Raw genomic sequence first — 14,372 nt, forward strand, 5'->3', positions numbered from 1 at the left:
CGTACAGACGGCCCCGGCCCCGCGAGGTCGGCTCACACGCGGTCGGCCGCGATCAGGACGTACTGGAAGGAGCCGTCCCGGTAGGACTCGATGAACGCCTTCTCGATCCCGGTGACCAGCGAGGACGTGGCCCGCAGCTCCCAGTAGGGCAGCGTGTCCGCAGTGAGGTCGACGATGGTCTGCGGCACCAGCCGGTTGTCGGCCATGGCGCGCAGATACTCGCGGCGGGAGTGGATGTTGCACTCGAAGTGGGCGTTGATCTGGGAGACCCACTTCGACGGCTGGCCGTAGCGGGGGTTCCAGCAGCCGGTGATGGTCACGTACCGGCCGCCCACCTTGAGGAAGCGGGAGTGCTCGGCGAACAGGTCGTGCAGGTCGACGTACATCGTCGACTCGTTGTTCCACGAGGCGGTGACGCTGCCCTTGTCGAAGGGCGTGTCGAGCATGTTGCACACGCGGGAGCGGACGTGGTCCCCGATCCGCAGTTCTCGCGCGCGCCTGTTGCCGAAGTCTGCCTGGGTGGCGGACAGGGTGACGCCCTCGACCTTGCAGCCGAAGCGGCGGTGGGCCATGACCATGGACCCGCCGCGCCCGCAGCCGGCGTCGACGAGAGTGTCGTCGGGCCCGACCGTGCCGAGGTGGTCCATGAGGAACTCCGCCTGTGCCGACTCCAGCCGGTGCAGCTCCGCGATGAGCTTCTTCTCGTACTCGCTGTGGGCCGGGTCGCCGAGCGCTGCCCGGTCCACGGCGCCGATGCCGTAGTGGTGGTGGTAGAGCCCGTCCACGTCACCGAGACGGAGGTTGACCGGCCGCGCCTCGTTGTTCCAGTAGCGGGCGATGTCCCCCTGGTACGGCGTCGCCGGAGCCGGGATCTTCGCTGAGAGGGGGGAGGTCGTTTCAGTGGTCACAGAGATGTCCGTTCCTTACCAGAAGTCGGGCAGGCTGTAGCGGTAGGTGTTGGTGCGGTGCCAGTCGTGGTTGCCGTCGACCCACGCGGCCACGCCCTTGAGGAAGCGCAGCACGGGGGGCAGGGGGCAGGCCTCCGCGAGGTCGGCCGCGGCGGCCTCGAAGGCGTGCTGGAGTTCGTTGTGGACCTCGACTGCCTTCAGATAGGCGTCGCGTTCACAGAGCTGCTCGCGTTCGGCGATCACCACGGGCAGGTTCAGGTGGCGGCCAGGGCTGTTGAGTTCCTTCGTGTACGAGTAGAGGTCGTTGACGATGGTGGTCGCGTTGCCGGCCAGGGCGATGACCCGCTGCATGTCCGGCCGGGCATGCAGGTCCGCGGGCAGTTCATAGCCGCCGACGGTGTCGGTGATCGTGGGGCAGGGGCGGAAGTTGTTGAACTGGCGCATCGCCAGGTACTCCCACACCTCCGGGACGTGATCGGTCTGTGCCCAGGCGGCCTCGGCGAGGTAGCCCATGTGCAGCCGGGCCATGTCGTGCCGGTAGCGGTCGGCCTGGGAGTGGGTGGCGGCACGGACGAAGTAGTCCATCGCGCTGCGGTACGCCCGGCGCGGGGAGTCCGAGGTGAGCGACTCCTGCCACGCCGGCGTGTACTCCGCGGTGGTGTGGAAGTGGTCGAGTGCGGTGTGCGCGAGCAGGAGGCGCCCGCCGAGTCCGACGGGTGACCCGCCGTGGTCCTCGCAGTAGCAGTCGTCCACCGCGTTCTCCGCGACCATCAGCCGTGTGGCGAGCATCAGGTGGTCGACCGTCGGCGCGTCGGGATGGCAGGCGACCATGTACCGGCCGACGGAGAAGCCGTCGAACTGCCCCTCCCACTCCTCGGGGTAGAGCTGGACCTCGTCCTCGGCCCAGGCCTTGATCCGGCGGCTGACCTCCTCGACGCGTACGGGGTCCGGCTCCGGGACGGGGTGGTAGTAGAGGCCGGGGACGGCTTGTCCCGCGGCGGGCTCGGCGGGGGCCGGGGGCGCCGGATCCGGGAGGGTGGGTGTGTACCTGCTCGCCAAGGAGAGCGAGCTCGTGCCCGGCCCAGTCGGTCCGCGCAGGATCCGCTGGAGCGCGGAGACTGCCTCGGCCGCGGCAGCGCCAGACGTGACCGGTACGGCGGGACCGGCCGCGGCCGCCCCGGACGCGTCCGGTACCGCGGATCCGACAGCAGCCACCACCCCAGACGTGTCCGGTACCGCGGATCCGACAACAGCCGTGTCAGGCACGGCCGACACTGCGGAGGCGGCCGTCGAGGGCGGTGGCGTTGGCGGGCCGGGGATCGTGACCGGCGGATGCAGCGCGGACAGAAAGTGCCGGGCAGTGGGTGTGATCTGACGGTCGGGGGCCGATGGGGTGGGCGCGTCCGGCAAGGCGGTGGGCGATGTCGGCCGTCGCTCAGGTGAGGATGTTCCGAGGGGCCCGGAGTCGGGCATCGGCGGCTCCTTGCTGCGGTGGGGTGGGCGCTCCGTGGCAGGTGAGGGCGACAGGCGTGCACCTGCCGCGGATCAGGGCTTCAGCGTGGCCTGGGCGCGATCTGCACGTTCTCCATCACTCCGAGGGCGTCGGGCAGGAGCACCGCGGCGGAGTAGTAGGTGCTGACGAGGTAGGAGGTGATCGCCTGTTCGTTGATGCCCATGAACCGCACGGAGAGCCCCGGTTCGTACTCGTCCGGCAGTCCGGTCTGCCTCAGGCCGATGACTCCCTGGTTCTTCTCGCCGGTGCGCATCGCGATGATGGAGCTGGTCTGTTCCTTGCTGATCGGGATCTTGTTGCAGGGCAGGATGGGGACACCGCGCCAGGCGGGGACGGATTGCCCGCCGAGGTCCACATGGTCGGGGTAGAGGCCGCAGGCGTTGAAGCCGCGTCCGATGGCGGCGATGGTCCTGGGGTGGGCGAGGAACATCTTGGTGCCGCGGCGGCGGCAGAGCAGATCGTCCATGTCGTCCGGGGTCGGCGGGCCGGAGCGGGGCTGTATGCGCTGCTTGAAGTCGGCGTTGTGGAGGAGCCCGAACTCGCGGTTGTTGATCAGCTCGTGTTCCTGGCGCTCGCGCAAGGCCTCTACGGTGAGCCTCAGTTGCTCCTCGCTCTGGTTCATCGGATCGTTGTAGAGGTCGGCGACCCGGGTGTGGATCCTCAGAACGGTCTGTGCGACGGAGAGCTCGTACTCGCGCGGCTTCAGGTCGTAGTCGACGAAGGTGCCGGGCAGTTCGGCTTCGCCGACGTGACCGGCCGACAGGGCGATCTCGGCCTCGCCGTGCTTGTTCTGCCGCAGCCGCGTGCGGGAGCTGAACTGGTCGACGTGGGCCTGAAGGCTCGGTGCGGAGGCCAGGACTGCGCTGAAGTCTGCGCGGGTGAGGGTGAGGAGGGTGCCGGACGTCTCGGCGGTGGTCGTGCAGTCGTGGCGGGCGTCGGAGTCCAGCAGGGCGCTCTCACCGAAGTGGTCGCCGTCCGCGAGCAGCCCGACGGCGATCTCTCCACCGTATTTGCCCTCCGAGGTCTGGCTGACCCGGCCGTGGGCGATCAGGTGAAGCCGGTCTGCGGGGCTGCCCCGCTCGACGAGAACTTCGCCCGCCGCGAAGTCGCGCTGCGTGCAGCGGTCGGCGAGGGCGGTGAGGACGTCCGTGTCCTCGAAGCCGCGCAGCAGGGCCAGTTCCCCGAGCTCCCGGGGGATCACCCGGACCGTGGCGCCTTCCTGGACGAACTCGATGTGCCCGTCGCCGAGGGTGTGGCGCAACCGCCGGTTGACCCGGTAGGCGCCTCCGTCGGCCTCGACCCAGGGCAGCATCCGCAGCAGCCAGCGGGAGGTGATCTCCTGCATCTGCGGGGCGGACTTGGTGGTGGTGGCGAGGTTGCGGGCGGCGGCGGTACTCAGGGACTGCTGCGGCGGGTCGGACGTGGTCCGGGCTTCCGGGATGCTGTCGACGGTCATCGAGGGCAGGTGCTCCTTGCAACGACGGGTCGTCCGGTGCACACGGGTGCGCCGACCGGGAGACAGGGAGGAATGGGCAACGAGCGGGAAGGATCACGGGAATCCGTCCACCTGCAGAAAGCTAGCCGCTGAGGGGGCCGCATCCACCAGCGAGACGAGATGCTTACCTCGAAGCAGTGACAATCACTTGAATGCGGTTTATCGGTCCGTTACGTGTCATGACCCGGTACCGCTCGGGATGTTTACGGCGTGCCGGGAATCCGAATGAGCGACGAGGTCGAGGGTCCCGTCGTGGGTGCGGACGACGCTGTGCACGATGGCGAGGCCGGGGCCGTCACGCAGGCATGGGACCGGGTCCATCCGCGGCTGACCCACCGGGCATCCTGGCTGGACCACGGGGGCAAACTCCCGTTGATCGAGGGCACGTTGATCCGACTGGAAGTCGAGCATCTGTCGAAGGACCGGGCGGCCTCGGCCGTGTGGCTGTGGTCCTCCAAGACCGGCGCCTGGTCGGCGTTCCTGCTCAGCTTCGACCTGGAGCACACGTTCCGCATGCTCAAGCAGAACAAAGTCCGGGCACCCGCTACGACGTGGGCAAAACCGTCCGACGCGAGAAGACCCTCAACGTCTCCCAACGGTTGGCGGGTTGAAGAACAAGCTGAGACTCAAGGTGTGCAACCCGGTCGAGGGCGTGTGGTCGCACCTGAAACGGTCCCTGGCCACCTCACCAAACACAGCCTCGACCAGCTCACCGCGCTGGTGAAGACCCGGCTCAAACGGATGCAGTACCGGCCCGGCCTCATCGAGGGACTCACCGCCAAGGCCGGGCTCGACCTCCAACCTCCGGAAGCTCGGTAAAGATTCTCCTAGAAGTAGGAGGCCACCAGATCGCGGTCCACCGTGATGGTGTCGCGATCCAGTGCGGGCAGCCCCAAGTGGTTACAGATCAGCTGGGTCAGCTGCTCCTCGTAGGTCTCGTTCTGACGATCCAGTCCGGCCGCGGTGATGACGGAGGCCATCTTGTTGGGCCAATATTCCCCGACGTAGTCCGGATCCTCGTAGTCGATGCAGGACGACAGCTGGCCGTCCTTGTAGTGGTATGCCTTGGGTCTGTGGGCCTGGGCAACGGACGGGTTGGGAACGAACACCATCAGCTCGGCGCCTTGTGGGCACAGCTCCCGGTAGTCGATCTCGTCGTAGTCGTTGCGGGAAGGGTTGAACATGTGGTGCACGAGCATGCCCCAGTCGCCTGGTGCTGTGTCGTTGCCGTAGGCGAACGGCGGCCGGTGCTGTGCGGACAGGCCATCGGCCATGCCGGCCAAGTCGGTCCCCTTGAAGTAGACCAGGACGGTTTCGTCTTCCCGGTAGGGGCCGTCTTCCATCCACGCTATGACGCCGCGGTCGATCCAACTTGTCATGCTCGGCAACATATCGGCGCCACTGACATACCAGAACCCCGTAGCCCGCACCCTTAAAGATCTCTAGCGGGCATTGCGCTCAGCGGCAGCGTGCCACCAGCCGGGCGGGGATGGGCTGGTGATCTGAGCGGTGGGTTGGTCGGGATGCAGCCCGAGCCGTCGAAGCGCGTCGGCGTGGACCGAAACGTTGAACCAGCCGTGCCAGTGGCCGTCAGGGCCGATGCCGCAGGACAAGTCCCAACGGAGCTCGTCCGAAGTGAACGGCATCCAGTCGACGCCGCGGTCACGCAGTCAAGCGCGGGCAGCCGCCATCGGGTGGAGGCGTCCCAGGTTTTCGTAGGCCGCGATGGTGATCCAGTCGGTGCTCGGCGTAATCATGGCGACCATGATGCCGGGAGGGCGTGCGGGTGTCACAGCTGTTCGGCGAGTTGTTGGCGTGGTGCGGTTGGATCGCGGGCCGTTTCCATGGCGCCGGGTCGGGCTCGTCAGGCCTCTCCGGCCGGTGCACCGCCTGGAAGGCCCCGCCGGGGTGAGCGGTCCAGAGGCATCGTGGCCAGCCGGGGAGATGCCGCTCCGTCGTACCCCTTGGGAGGCGGGCGCAGATCCGGGTCCATTCGCCCTGGGGGAGCCGTCGAAACGGCAGGCTCGGAACCGGAGGCACCGGATGCACCGGAGGGGTCGGTCAGGGCGATGCGCGCCGTGATGCGCTTGCCGACCGCCTCCCGGTCGACGGACAGACCCTCCGACACGGCCTTGACGATCTCCAGGCCGTGACCGCCGATCCTGCCGGGGTCCGCGGCCCGGACCGCCGGGACCTCGGGATCGCTGTCCCATACGACCACTTCCACGGCGCCGGCGGTCAGGCCCAGCTCCACCAGGACGGGACCCGGAGCGTACTTGCAGGCGTTGGTGACCAGCTCGCTCACCACGAGCTGGGTGAGGTCCCTCACGCGCGCCGTCACCAGCAGGCCGTACTCTTCGCCCGCCTGGTCGAGGAAGGCGGCCGCGTGCTGGCGTGCGTCTGCGATACAGCCGTCGTCGCCGCCCAGGGCGAAGCCGACGCGCACCAGGTGCTCGTCGCGTGCTGTACAGCCGTCACCGTCGGTATCATCTGTCACTGGCCTCGCCCTCACTCCCCCGTTTCGCGCGCGACTACCCCCCATGTCGGCATGCATGCCGCACGGGTGATGTTGGAAACAATCCCGTGGGTGCATCCGGGCGGCCGGTGGGGCAGAATCATCCGCGCACGTCCTGAACCGGAGACAAGCCTAAATCGCAGTCGAGGAGACCGTGGCCCACATCGAACCAGCGGACCGGCCAGAACGGCTCTCCGTCGAACATCGCACGGTCGAGGGCATCCGTGTCGTGACACTGCGGGGCGAAATCGACCACGACGTCCAGGATGTGCTTCGGCAAGCCCTGCAGACCGAGGGCGGGGCGGTGCCGCCGCGGATAGTCGCCGATCTGAACGCGGTGACGTTCATGGACTCCAGCGGCATCAACGTCTTCGTCGCGGCCTACCAGCAGCTGAGCGACGCAGACGGCTGGGTGCGCATCGCCGGGGCCCAGGACTCCGTCCTGCGCGTCCTGCAACTGGTCGGCGTCGACACGCTCATCCCCTGCCACCCCACGACCGAGCAAGCCCTGACCGCCTGACCGCTGCCTGCGGGCGGATCACCGGGCAGCACGGTCAGGCGTAGGGCACGGCACCGGCCGTGCCCAGCTTCCGGCTGCGGTTCAGGTGAGTGCCTGCGCTGCGTAGAGTGCGCCGATCGTGGCGGCGAGGGTGCCCAGCAGGAGGCGGAGAGATCCTTCCGGCAGGCGGGGTTGGAGGCGGGCACCGAGGTAGCCGCCTGTCAGCCCGCCCAGTCCGCAGGCCAGTCCGAGAAACCAGTCGGGGGCGATGTCGTCGCCGCCGGTGAGGGCGAGCAGTCCGTAGGTGCCGGCGCCGACCAGCGAGGTCAGGAACGTGGAGGCGAGTGCGGCCGGGGCGACATGGGCGACGGGCATGCCCCGGCCGACCAGGATGGGTCCGAGGACGGAGCCGCCGCCGATGCCGTAGATGCCGCCGATCGTGCCGACGGCCAGCGCCAACGTGGTGACCGTGCGCGGTGAGGGCTCGGTCCTGGTGACGGTGGTCGGTGTGCGGAGCGTGCGGGTGATCAGCCAGAGTCCGAGCGGGAGCAGCAGGGCGGCGACCAGCAGGCGGAACAGGCCCGGCCCGGGGATGGCGAAGACGCGGATGACGGCGCCGAGGACGACGCCGGGCACCGTGCCTGCGACCAGGCGGCGGGTCAGCGGGCCGTAGAGGTTCCCCTCGCGCCGGTACCGCAGCAGCGCGCCGGGGCCGGCGACGACGTTGTAGAGCAGGTTCGTGGGGGTGACGGCGGGGCTGGGGACGCCGAGGACGCTGAGCTGGACCGGCAGCAGGAAAACGGCGCCGGACACTCCGACCGGTGCGGTGACCAGCGCGATCAGGGCGCCTGCGGCGAAGGCGAGTGGCGATGCCGACCAGTCCAACCGTTTCCCGCCCTTTCCGAGCCTCCGTTCAGTATCGGGTGCGGCCGGGCGGCGGTGGTCGGCGCCCCCGACGTGAGCTCCGGAGCCGGGGGGCATTCGACGTGGCAGGTACTGGCGCCACCTCACCGTGTGGTGGCCGGAGATAGGCCTAGACCCTTTCCCGATCCCGGGCTAGGCTCTGCCGGGCGTATCCGAGAGCGCTCTCAAGCTCTGCTGTTCCACCCCCACCTGCTGGAACAACGAAGGGGCATCCCTTGAGACGCACCACAACCCTGCGCACCGCTCTGTCCGCACTCCTCCTGCTCGGCACCTGGGCGACCGCGAGCGCCCTGCCGGCCTCCGCCGTGGACACTCCCGTGCGCTCCGCCCGGACACCGGCCTCCCCCGGGCTCCTCTCCGCGATGCAGCGCGACTTGGGGCTGACCCGGGACGAGGCCGAAGCGCGCCTGGTCGCCGAGAAGAACGCGACGGACGTCGAACGCAAGGCGCGGAAGGCCGCTGGCTCGGCCTACGCAGGCTCCTGGTTCGACGCCCGCAGCGGCGAACTCACCGTCGCCGTCACCCGCGCCGCGCAGGCCGACGTGGTACGCGCGACCGGAGCGACCGTACGCCTCGTGCGGTACGACGCACGGCAACTCGACGCGGCGAAGGAGAGCATCGACGCGCTGTCCGCGCCCGCCGGAGTCGCGAGTTGGCACGTGGACCCGAAGGCCAACAAGGTCGTCGTCAGCATCGTCGAGGCGCACCGGGACGACAACGATGTCCGGGCCTTCCTCTCCCGAGCCCGCCAGGCCGGTCCCGTGACGGTGCGGCAGACTCCCGCCGCACCGCGTACCTTCGCCGCCGGCACCGTGGGCGGCGATCCGTACTACACCGGCAACGTCCGTTGCTCCATCGGCTTCTCCGTGCACGGGGGCTTCGTCACGGCAGGGCACTGCGGCTCGCCGAGCGCGGCGGTGTACGGCTGGGACCGGTCGTACATCGGCAACTTCCAGGGGTCGTCGTTCCCGGGCAACGACTACGCCTGGGTGAACGTGGGCAGCGGCTGGTGGACCGTGCCGGTGGTGCTGGGCTGGGGCACGATCCCCGACCGGCTCGTACGCGGCTCCGCCGAGGCCCCGGTGGGTGCCTCCGTCTGCCGTTCCGGTTCCACCACGCACTGGCACTGCGGCACCGTGCTGGCAAAGAACGAGACGGTGAACTACAGCCAGGGCGCCGTCCATCAGATGACGAAGACGAGCGTCTGCGCCGAGCCCGGTGACTCCGGCGGTTCCTTCATCAGCGGCGACCAGGCCCAGGGCGTCACCTCGGGCGGCTGGGGCAACTGCGCCGGTGGTGGCGAGACTTGGCATCAGCCGGTCAACGAGATCCTCAACCGGTACGGGCTGACGCTGCATACCGCCTGACCCTCATCGGCGCGCCGAGCGGGCCCCGGCACGGCACGGCCACCGGAGCCCGCTCGGACCGCCGCTTGTGCTGAAGTGCCTGCGCCTCGGTCAAAGGCGTTCGATGATGGTCACGTTGGCCTGGCCGCCGCCCTCACACATCGTCTGCAGCCCGTAGCGGCCGCCGGTGCGTTCCAGCTCGTGCAGGAGGGTGGTCATCAGCCGGGTTCCGGTGGCTCCGAGCGGGTGGCCGAGGGCGATGGCGCCGCCGTTGGCATTCACCTTCTCAGGGTCGGCGCCGGTCTCCTTCAGCCAGGCCAGCACCACCGAGGCGAAGGCCTCGTTGATCTCGACCAGGTCGATCTCGCCGAGCGTCATCCCGGACTTCTTCAGGGCGTACGCGGTGGCCGGGATCGGGGCGGTCAGCATGCGGATCGGGTCCTCGCCGCGTACGGAGAGGTGGTGGACCCGGGCCCTGGGGGTCAGAGCGTGCTCCCGTACGGCCCGTTCCGACGCGATGAGCATGGCCGAGGCGCCGTCGGAGATCTGGGAGGAGAGGGCGGCCGTCAGGCGGCCGCCCTCCACCAGCGGCTGCAGTCCCGCCATCTTCTCCGGGCTGGTGTCGCGGCGCGGCCCCTCGTCGTGGGCCACGTCGCCGTACGCGACGGTCTCCCGGGCGAAGCGGCCCTCGTCGATGGCCCGGATCGCCCGCTGGTGGGAGCGGAACGCGAACTCCTCCATGGCGTCCCGGGAGATGTCCCACTTGCGGGCGATCTCCTCGGCGCCGAGGAACTGGTTGACCGGCCGGTCGCCGTAGCGGCCCCGCCAGCCCGCCGAGCCGGCGAACGGCCCCTCGGTCAGACCCAGCGGTGCGGCGGCCTGCCGGGTGGCGAAGGCGATGGGGATCTGCGACATGTTCTGCACGCCGCCGGCGACGACCAGGTCCTGGGTGCCTGAGAGGACGCCCTGCGCGGCGAAGTGCAGGGCCTGCTGCGAGGAGCCGCACTGGCGGTCGACGGTCACGCCGGGCACCTCTTCGGGCAGTCCGGCGGCCAGCCAGCAGGTGCGGGCTATGTCACCGGCCTGCGGGCCGACGGTGTCGAGGCAGCCGAACACCACGTCCTCGACGGCGGCCGGGTCGACGCCGGAGCGCTCCATCAGCGCGGTCAGCACATGGGCGCCCAGGTCGGCCGGGTGGACGGCGGACAGTCCGCCGCCCCGTCGCCCGACCGGGGTGCGCACCGCTTCGACGATGTAGGCCTCGGCCATGACGTCTCCTTCTCCGTGTCTGCGATGTGCAGGACTGCCTATGAGTCGTGCAGTGCGATGCCCTCCAGCACCATCGACAGGTACTGGCGGGCGATCTCCTCGGGACTGTGCCTGCCGCCGGGCCGGTACCAGGACGCGGCAACCCAGACCGTGTCGCGAACGAAGCGGTAGGTGAGCCGTACGTCCAGGTCGGGCCGGAAGACCTTGGCGGCCACTCCGCGCTCCAGCGTGCCCAGCCACGCCTTCTCGAACTTCTGCTGCGACTCGACGAGGTAGGCGAAGTGCGGCCGGGTGCCGAGGTGCTTGGACTCCCTCTGGTAGATGGCGACCGCGTGGAGATGCCGGTCGATCTCCCGGAAGGACTCGGTCACAAGAGCCTCCAGGGTTTCCCTGGGTCCGAGCCCGCCGCTGAGCACGGCGTCGTACCGGGCCCAGAGCTCGTCCAGGAAGCCGGAGAGGATCTCGTCCAGCATCGACTCCTTGGAGTCGAAGTGGTAATAGAGGCTGCCCGCCAGCATCCCCGCCGCGTCCGCGATCTTGCGGACGGTGGTGGCGTTGTAGCCCTGCGCGGCGAACACCCGGGCCGCGATGGCCAGGAGTTCCTCGCGCCGCTCGGGCGGGCTCACCGTGGACTTCTTGTGGTCGCTGCTGCTGCTTTTCGGCACGGGACCATTCTCGCCTCACGGGTGCTGGCTGCTGACCGACAGGACCTCGCCGGTCAGGTACGACGAGTAGCCGCTGGCCAGGAACACGATCACGTTGGCCACCTCCCACGGTTCGGCGTAGCGCCCGAAGGCCTCCCGGCCGGTCAGTTCCTCCAGCAGTTCGGGGGTGGTGACCTTGGCGAGGTGCGGGTGCACGGCCAGGCTCGGGGAGACGGCGTTCACCCGCACTCCATAGGCTGCGGCCTCCATCGCGGCACAGCGGGTGAGGGCCATGACACCGGCCTTCGCGGCGGCGTAGTGGGCCTGGCCCTGCTGTGCGCGCCAGCCGATCACCGAGGCGTTGTTGACGACGACGCCGCCGGTGCCCGCGGCTTTCATCCGGCGCAGTGCGGCGCGGGTGCAGCGGAAGGTGCCGTTGAGCGTGACGTCGAGGACCTTGCCCCATTGCTCGTCGGTCATGTCGACGAGGTCGGCGGTGCCGCCGAGGCCCGCGTTGTTCACCACGATGTCCAGGCGTCCGTGGTGTTCCTCGGTGTGCGAGAACAGCGCGGTGACCTGGTCCTCGTCCGTGACGTCGCAGGGCAGTGCGGTGACACGGCCGGCGCCGAACTCGGCGGCCAGTTCCGCTTCGGACTCCTTCAGGCGGCGGGTGTGAGCGTCGGAGATCACGACCCGTGCGCCCTCCTCCAGCAGCCGGCGGGCGGTCGCGCCGCCGATCCCGGCGCCCGCGGCGGCGGTGACGACGGCCGTGCGGCCGGTGAGCAGGTGGTGGCCGGGCAGGTACGGCGGTGGGGCCGCGGTCATGGCGTACTCCCTTGGGCAGCGTGCCCCCGACGTCCGTTCCCTGGGCTGTGGCGCCGGGGCGACTCTCGACGGCCGACGCCTCGTACGTTAACCTACCAAACACTTGTTAGGGAAGGAGGAGGCGATGTCCACTGGCCGCCCCGCGCCCCCGGAGCCCGTCCATTACGAGCGCCGGGGAGCCGTCGCCCTGGTGACGATGGACCGGCCCGAGTACCGCAACGCCCAGAACTCCGCGATGACCTACGCCCTGGACCGGGCCTTCTACCGTGCGGCGGACGACGACGAGGTGAAGGTGGTGGTCCTCGCCGGAGCGGGCAGGCACTTCTCCGCCGGCCACGACATCGGAACCCCTGAGCGGGACGCGCACCTGCCGTTCGACCGCAAGGCCGGACTGTGGTGGGACCACTCGCAGAAGACGGGGGCCGAGAGCCGTTACGCCCGTGAGTCCGAGGTGTACCTGGGCATGTGCCGACGCTGGCGCGAACTGCCCAAGCCGGTCATCGCCTCGGTGCAGGGCGCGTGCGTGGCCGGCGGGCTGATGCTGGCATGGGTGTGCGACCTGATCGTCGCCTCCGAGGACGCCTTCTTCGCCGACCCGGTGGTGCGCATGGGCATTCCGGGAGTCGAATACTTCGCCCACCCGTGGGTGATGCCGCCGCGGATCGCCAAGGAGTTCCTCTACACCGGCGACCGGATGAGCGCGCGGCGCGCCTACGAGGTCGGCATGGTCAACCGCGTCGTGCCCCGCGAGGAACTGACCGGGCACACCCTGGAACTGGCCGAGCGAATCGCGGCGATGCCCAGGATGGGGCTGGCGCTGACGAAGCGTGCCGTCAACCAGGCCGAGGACCTCCAGGGCTTGCATGCGGGGCTGGATTCGGTCTTCGGGCTGCACCATCTCGCCCACGCCCACAACGTCGAGACCGGCGACGACTCGCTCGGCGGGATGGACGTACGCGCGATGAAGGAAGCGCGCCGCTGATGGATCTCGACTTCACCGCCGCCGAGGACGCCTTCCGGGCCGAGGCCCGGGAGTGGCTGGCCGCCTGTGTGCCGTCCGTCCCGTTGCCGTCGCTGGAGACCGCGGAGGGGTTCGCCGCGCACCGGGAGTGGGAGGGCACGCTCTTCGCGGGCCGCTGGTCGGTGGTCTCCTGGCCCGAGCGGTTCGGCGGCCGGGGCTCCTCCCTGCTGGAGTGGCTGATCTTCGAGGAGGAGTACTACCGGGCCGGCGCGCCCGGCCGGGTCTCCCAGAACGGCATCAACCTCCTCGCCCCGACGCTCTTCGAGCACGGCACCGAAGAGCAGCGTGCGCGGGTCCTGCCGTCCATGGCGAGCGGTGAGGTGATCTGGGCACAGGCCTGGTCCGAACCGGAGGCGGGGTCCGATCTGGCCTCGCTGCGGTCCACCGCCGTGCGGACCGACGGCGGCTGGCGCATCAGCGGCCAGAAGACGTGGTCGTCCCGGGCGGCCTTCGCCGATCGCGCGTTCGGCCTGTTCCGCAGCGATCCGGACGCGGACCGGGCGCACCGGGGTCTGACGTACCTGATGTTCCCGCTGGACGCGGACGGGGTGGCCGTGCGGCCCATCGGGCGGCTGGACGGCAAGCCCGCCTTCGCCGAGCTGTTCCTCGACGACGTGTTCGTGCCGGACGAGGACGTCATCGGGGAGCCGGGGCAGGGCTGGCGGGTGGCGATGAGCACCAGTGGCAACGAGCGCGGGCTGACCCTGCGCAGCCCCGGCCGCTTCACCGCCGCGGCCGACCGGCTGACCGCGCTGTGGCGCTCCACCGCCGATCCCGCACACGGCCCCCGTTCCGGCTCCGGCCGCGACTCCGGCTCGGGCCCCGGCCCCGGTCCCGAATTCGACGCCGTCTCCGGCTCCGGCTCCCACGGCCCCGCGTTGCGCGACCGGGTAGCCGACGCGGTCGTCGGCGCGCGTGCCTACCAGTTGTTCACCTACGCCCATGCCTCACGCATCGCCGCCGGCGGATCGATCGGCGCCGAGGCCAGCCTCAACAAGGTCTTCTGGTCCGAGCTGGACATCGCCCTGCACGAGACCGCACTCGATCTGCTCGGCCCCCACGGCGAGCTGTCCGACGAGGCCACGGAGGCACCGGCGCACCGCAGTTGGGCCGAGGGTTACACCTTCTCCCTGGCCGGGCCGATCTACGCCGGCACCAACGAGATCCAGCGCGACATCATCGCCGAGCGGCTGCTCGGGCTGCCGAAGGGACGCCGGTGATGCGGTGATGCGTTTCCTCCTCGACGACGAGCAGCTGGAGTTCGCCCGCACGCTGGACAGCCTGCTGGGATCCGCCGGCACACCCGGTGTCGTACGGTCCTGGGCGGCCGGCGACCACGGACCCGGACGCGCCGTGTGGGCCCAGGATCGCGTCGATGGCCCGGGCCATCCGCTCCCGGCCGTCCTCGGTGCG

Annotated in this window: 13 protein-coding genes and 3 pseudogenes; 6 read left to right on the forward strand and 10 right to left on the reverse strand. The window is 70.0% G+C overall.

All coding sequences use genetic code 11. The annotated features are described in order from the left end of the window. Nucleotides 1–32: 32 nt before the first annotated feature. The 3 genes from ABT116_RS30985 to ABT116_RS30995 form a co-directional block, all read right to left on the reverse strand. Nucleotides 33–908 (reverse strand): geranyl diphosphate 2-C-methyltransferase, encoded by an 876-nt coding sequence (locus ABT116_RS30985; protein ID WP_351640608.1) that lies wholly within the window; start codon nucleotides 906–908, stop codon nucleotides 33–35. Nucleotides 909–923: 15 nt separating this feature from the next. After that, on the reverse strand, nucleotides 924–2,228 hold the full coding sequence (gene tcp, locus ABT116_RS30990; RefSeq protein ID WP_502983964.1) for a 2-methylisoborneol synthase: 1,305 nt from the start codon (nucleotides 2,226–2,228) through the stop codon (nucleotides 924–926). A 233-nt stretch (nucleotides 2,229–2,461) separates the two neighbouring features. Continuing rightward, entirely contained in the window at nucleotides 2,462–3,877 is a 1,416-nt protein-coding gene (locus ABT116_RS30995) for a family 2B encapsulin nanocompartment shell protein (RefSeq protein WP_351640611.1), read from the reverse strand. Nucleotides 3,878–4,553: 676 nt separating this feature from the next. On the opposite strand from ABT116_RS30995, the pseudogene ABT116_RS50965 reads away from it, so the two are divergent. Further along, nucleotides 4,554–4,735, forward strand: a pseudogene (locus ABT116_RS50965) (IS630 family transposase); the annotation flags it as partial. A gap of 8 nt (nucleotides 4,736–4,743) precedes the next feature. Here the strand turns inward: ABT116_RS50965 and ABT116_RS31005 are convergent. From ABT116_RS31005 to ABT116_RS31015, 3 genes and pseudogenes are all read right to left on the reverse strand, one after another. Next, on the reverse strand, nucleotides 4,744–5,295 hold the full coding sequence (locus ABT116_RS31005) for a hypothetical protein (RefSeq protein ID WP_351640613.1): 552 nt from the start codon (nucleotides 5,293–5,295) through the stop codon (nucleotides 4,744–4,746). A gap of 63 nt (nucleotides 5,296–5,358) precedes the next feature. Beyond that, complete coding sequence (locus ABT116_RS31010) at nucleotides 5,359–5,562, reverse strand: hypothetical protein (protein WP_351640615.1); 204 nt, start codon at nucleotides 5,560–5,562, stop codon at nucleotides 5,359–5,361. Nucleotides 5,563–5,969: 407 nt separating this feature from the next. After that, nucleotides 5,970–6,458 (reverse strand): annotated as a pseudogene (locus ABT116_RS31015) (ATP-binding protein); the annotation flags it as partial. Nucleotides 6,459–6,585: 127 nt separating this feature from the next. Between ABT116_RS31015 and ABT116_RS31020 the strand changes: the two are divergent. Next, a complete protein-coding gene (locus tag ABT116_RS31020) occupies nucleotides 6,586–6,951 on the forward strand; it encodes an STAS domain-containing protein (RefSeq protein WP_351640617.1) in 366 nt (121 codons plus the stop codon). An 81-nt stretch (nucleotides 6,952–7,032) separates the two neighbouring features. Here ABT116_RS31020 and ABT116_RS31025 read toward each other — a convergent pair whose 3' ends face one another. Then, nucleotides 7,033–7,815, reverse strand: coding sequence for a TSUP family transporter (locus tag ABT116_RS31025; RefSeq protein WP_351640619.1), 783 nt, complete (start codon nucleotides 7,813–7,815; stop codon nucleotides 7,033–7,035). Nucleotides 7,816–8,069: 254 nt separating this feature from the next. On the opposite strand from ABT116_RS31025, the gene ABT116_RS31030 reads away from it, so the two are divergent. Further along, the gene (locus tag ABT116_RS31030; protein ID WP_351640621.1) at nucleotides 8,070–9,221 is read left to right on the forward strand and encodes a S1 family peptidase; all 1,152 of its coding nucleotides are present in this window, start codon (nucleotides 8,070–8,072) and stop codon (nucleotides 9,219–9,221) included. A 90-nt stretch (nucleotides 9,222–9,311) separates the two neighbouring features. Here the strand turns inward: ABT116_RS31030 and ABT116_RS31035 are convergent, their stop codons facing one another. Genes ABT116_RS31035 through ABT116_RS31045 form a run of 3 tightly spaced genes read right to left on the reverse strand, consistent with a single transcriptional unit; the run spans nucleotide 9,312 to nucleotide 11,938 of the window. Next, nucleotides 9,312–10,469: an acetyl-CoA C-acetyltransferase gene (locus tag ABT116_RS31035; RefSeq protein ID WP_351640622.1), complete on the reverse strand. Its 1,158-nt coding sequence runs from the start codon at nucleotides 10,467–10,469 to the stop codon at nucleotides 9,312–9,314. Nucleotides 10,470–10,507: 38 nt separating this feature from the next. Then, on the reverse strand, nucleotides 10,508–11,134 hold the full coding sequence (locus ABT116_RS31040) for a TetR/AcrR family transcriptional regulator (protein WP_502983963.1): 627 nt from the start codon (nucleotides 11,132–11,134) through the stop codon (nucleotides 10,508–10,510). 15 nt (nucleotides 11,135–11,149) lie between these two features. Next, a complete protein-coding gene (locus ABT116_RS31045; protein ID WP_351640625.1) occupies nucleotides 11,150–11,938 on the reverse strand; it encodes an SDR family oxidoreductase in 789 nt (262 codons plus the stop codon). A gap of 124 nt (nucleotides 11,939–12,062) precedes the next feature. On the opposite strand from ABT116_RS31045, the gene ABT116_RS31050 reads away from it, so the two are divergent. The 3 genes and pseudogenes from ABT116_RS31050 to ABT116_RS31060 form a co-directional block, all read left to right on the forward strand. Then, nucleotides 12,063–12,920 (forward strand): enoyl-CoA hydratase, encoded by an 858-nt coding sequence (locus ABT116_RS31050; RefSeq protein ID WP_351640627.1) that lies wholly within the window; start codon nucleotides 12,063–12,065, stop codon nucleotides 12,918–12,920. Beyond that, a complete protein-coding gene (locus tag ABT116_RS31055; protein WP_351640630.1) occupies nucleotides 12,920–14,179 on the forward strand; it encodes an acyl-CoA dehydrogenase family protein in 1,260 nt (419 codons plus the stop codon). Before ABT116_RS31050 ends, ABT116_RS31055 begins: the two co-directional genes overlap by 1 nt. Before the next feature lie 7 nt (nucleotides 14,180–14,186). Beyond that, nucleotides 14,187–14,372, forward strand: a pseudogene (locus tag ABT116_RS31060) (acyl-CoA dehydrogenase); the annotation flags it as partial.

It is taken from the genome of Streptomyces sp. NPDC002130 (assembly GCF_040296465.1).
Classification (GTDB): Bacteria; Actinomycetota; Actinomycetes; order Streptomycetales; family Streptomycetaceae; genus Streptomyces.

Excerpts from the sequence above, each read along its gene's own strand:
- ABT116_RS30995 (WP_351640611.1), bottom strand. The coding sequence starts at position 3,877 with ATGACCGTCGACAGCATCCCGGAAGCCCGGACCACGTCCGACCCGCCG.
- ABT116_RS31005 (WP_351640613.1), bottom strand. The coding sequence starts at position 5,295 with ATGACAAGTTGGATCGACCGCGGCGTCATAGCGTGGATGGAAGACGGC.
- ABT116_RS31010 (WP_351640615.1), bottom strand. The coding sequence starts at position 5,562 with ATGCCGTTCACTTCGGACGAGCTCCGTTGGGACTTGTCCTGCGGCATC.
- ABT116_RS31035 (WP_351640622.1), bottom strand. The coding sequence starts at position 10,469 with ATGGCCGAGGCCTACATCGTCGAAGCGGTGCGCACCCCGGTCGGGCGA.
- ABT116_RS31045 (WP_351640625.1), bottom strand. The coding sequence starts at position 11,938 with ATGACCGCGGCCCCACCGCCGTACCTGCCCGGCCACCACCTGCTCACC.
- ABT116_RS31050 (WP_351640627.1), top strand. The coding sequence starts at position 12,063 with ATGTCCACTGGCCGCCCCGCGCCCCCGGAGCCCGTCCATTACGAGCGC.
- ABT116_RS31055 (WP_351640630.1), top strand. The coding sequence starts at position 12,920 with ATGGATCTCGACTTCACCGCCGCCGAGGACGCCTTCCGGGCCGAGGCC.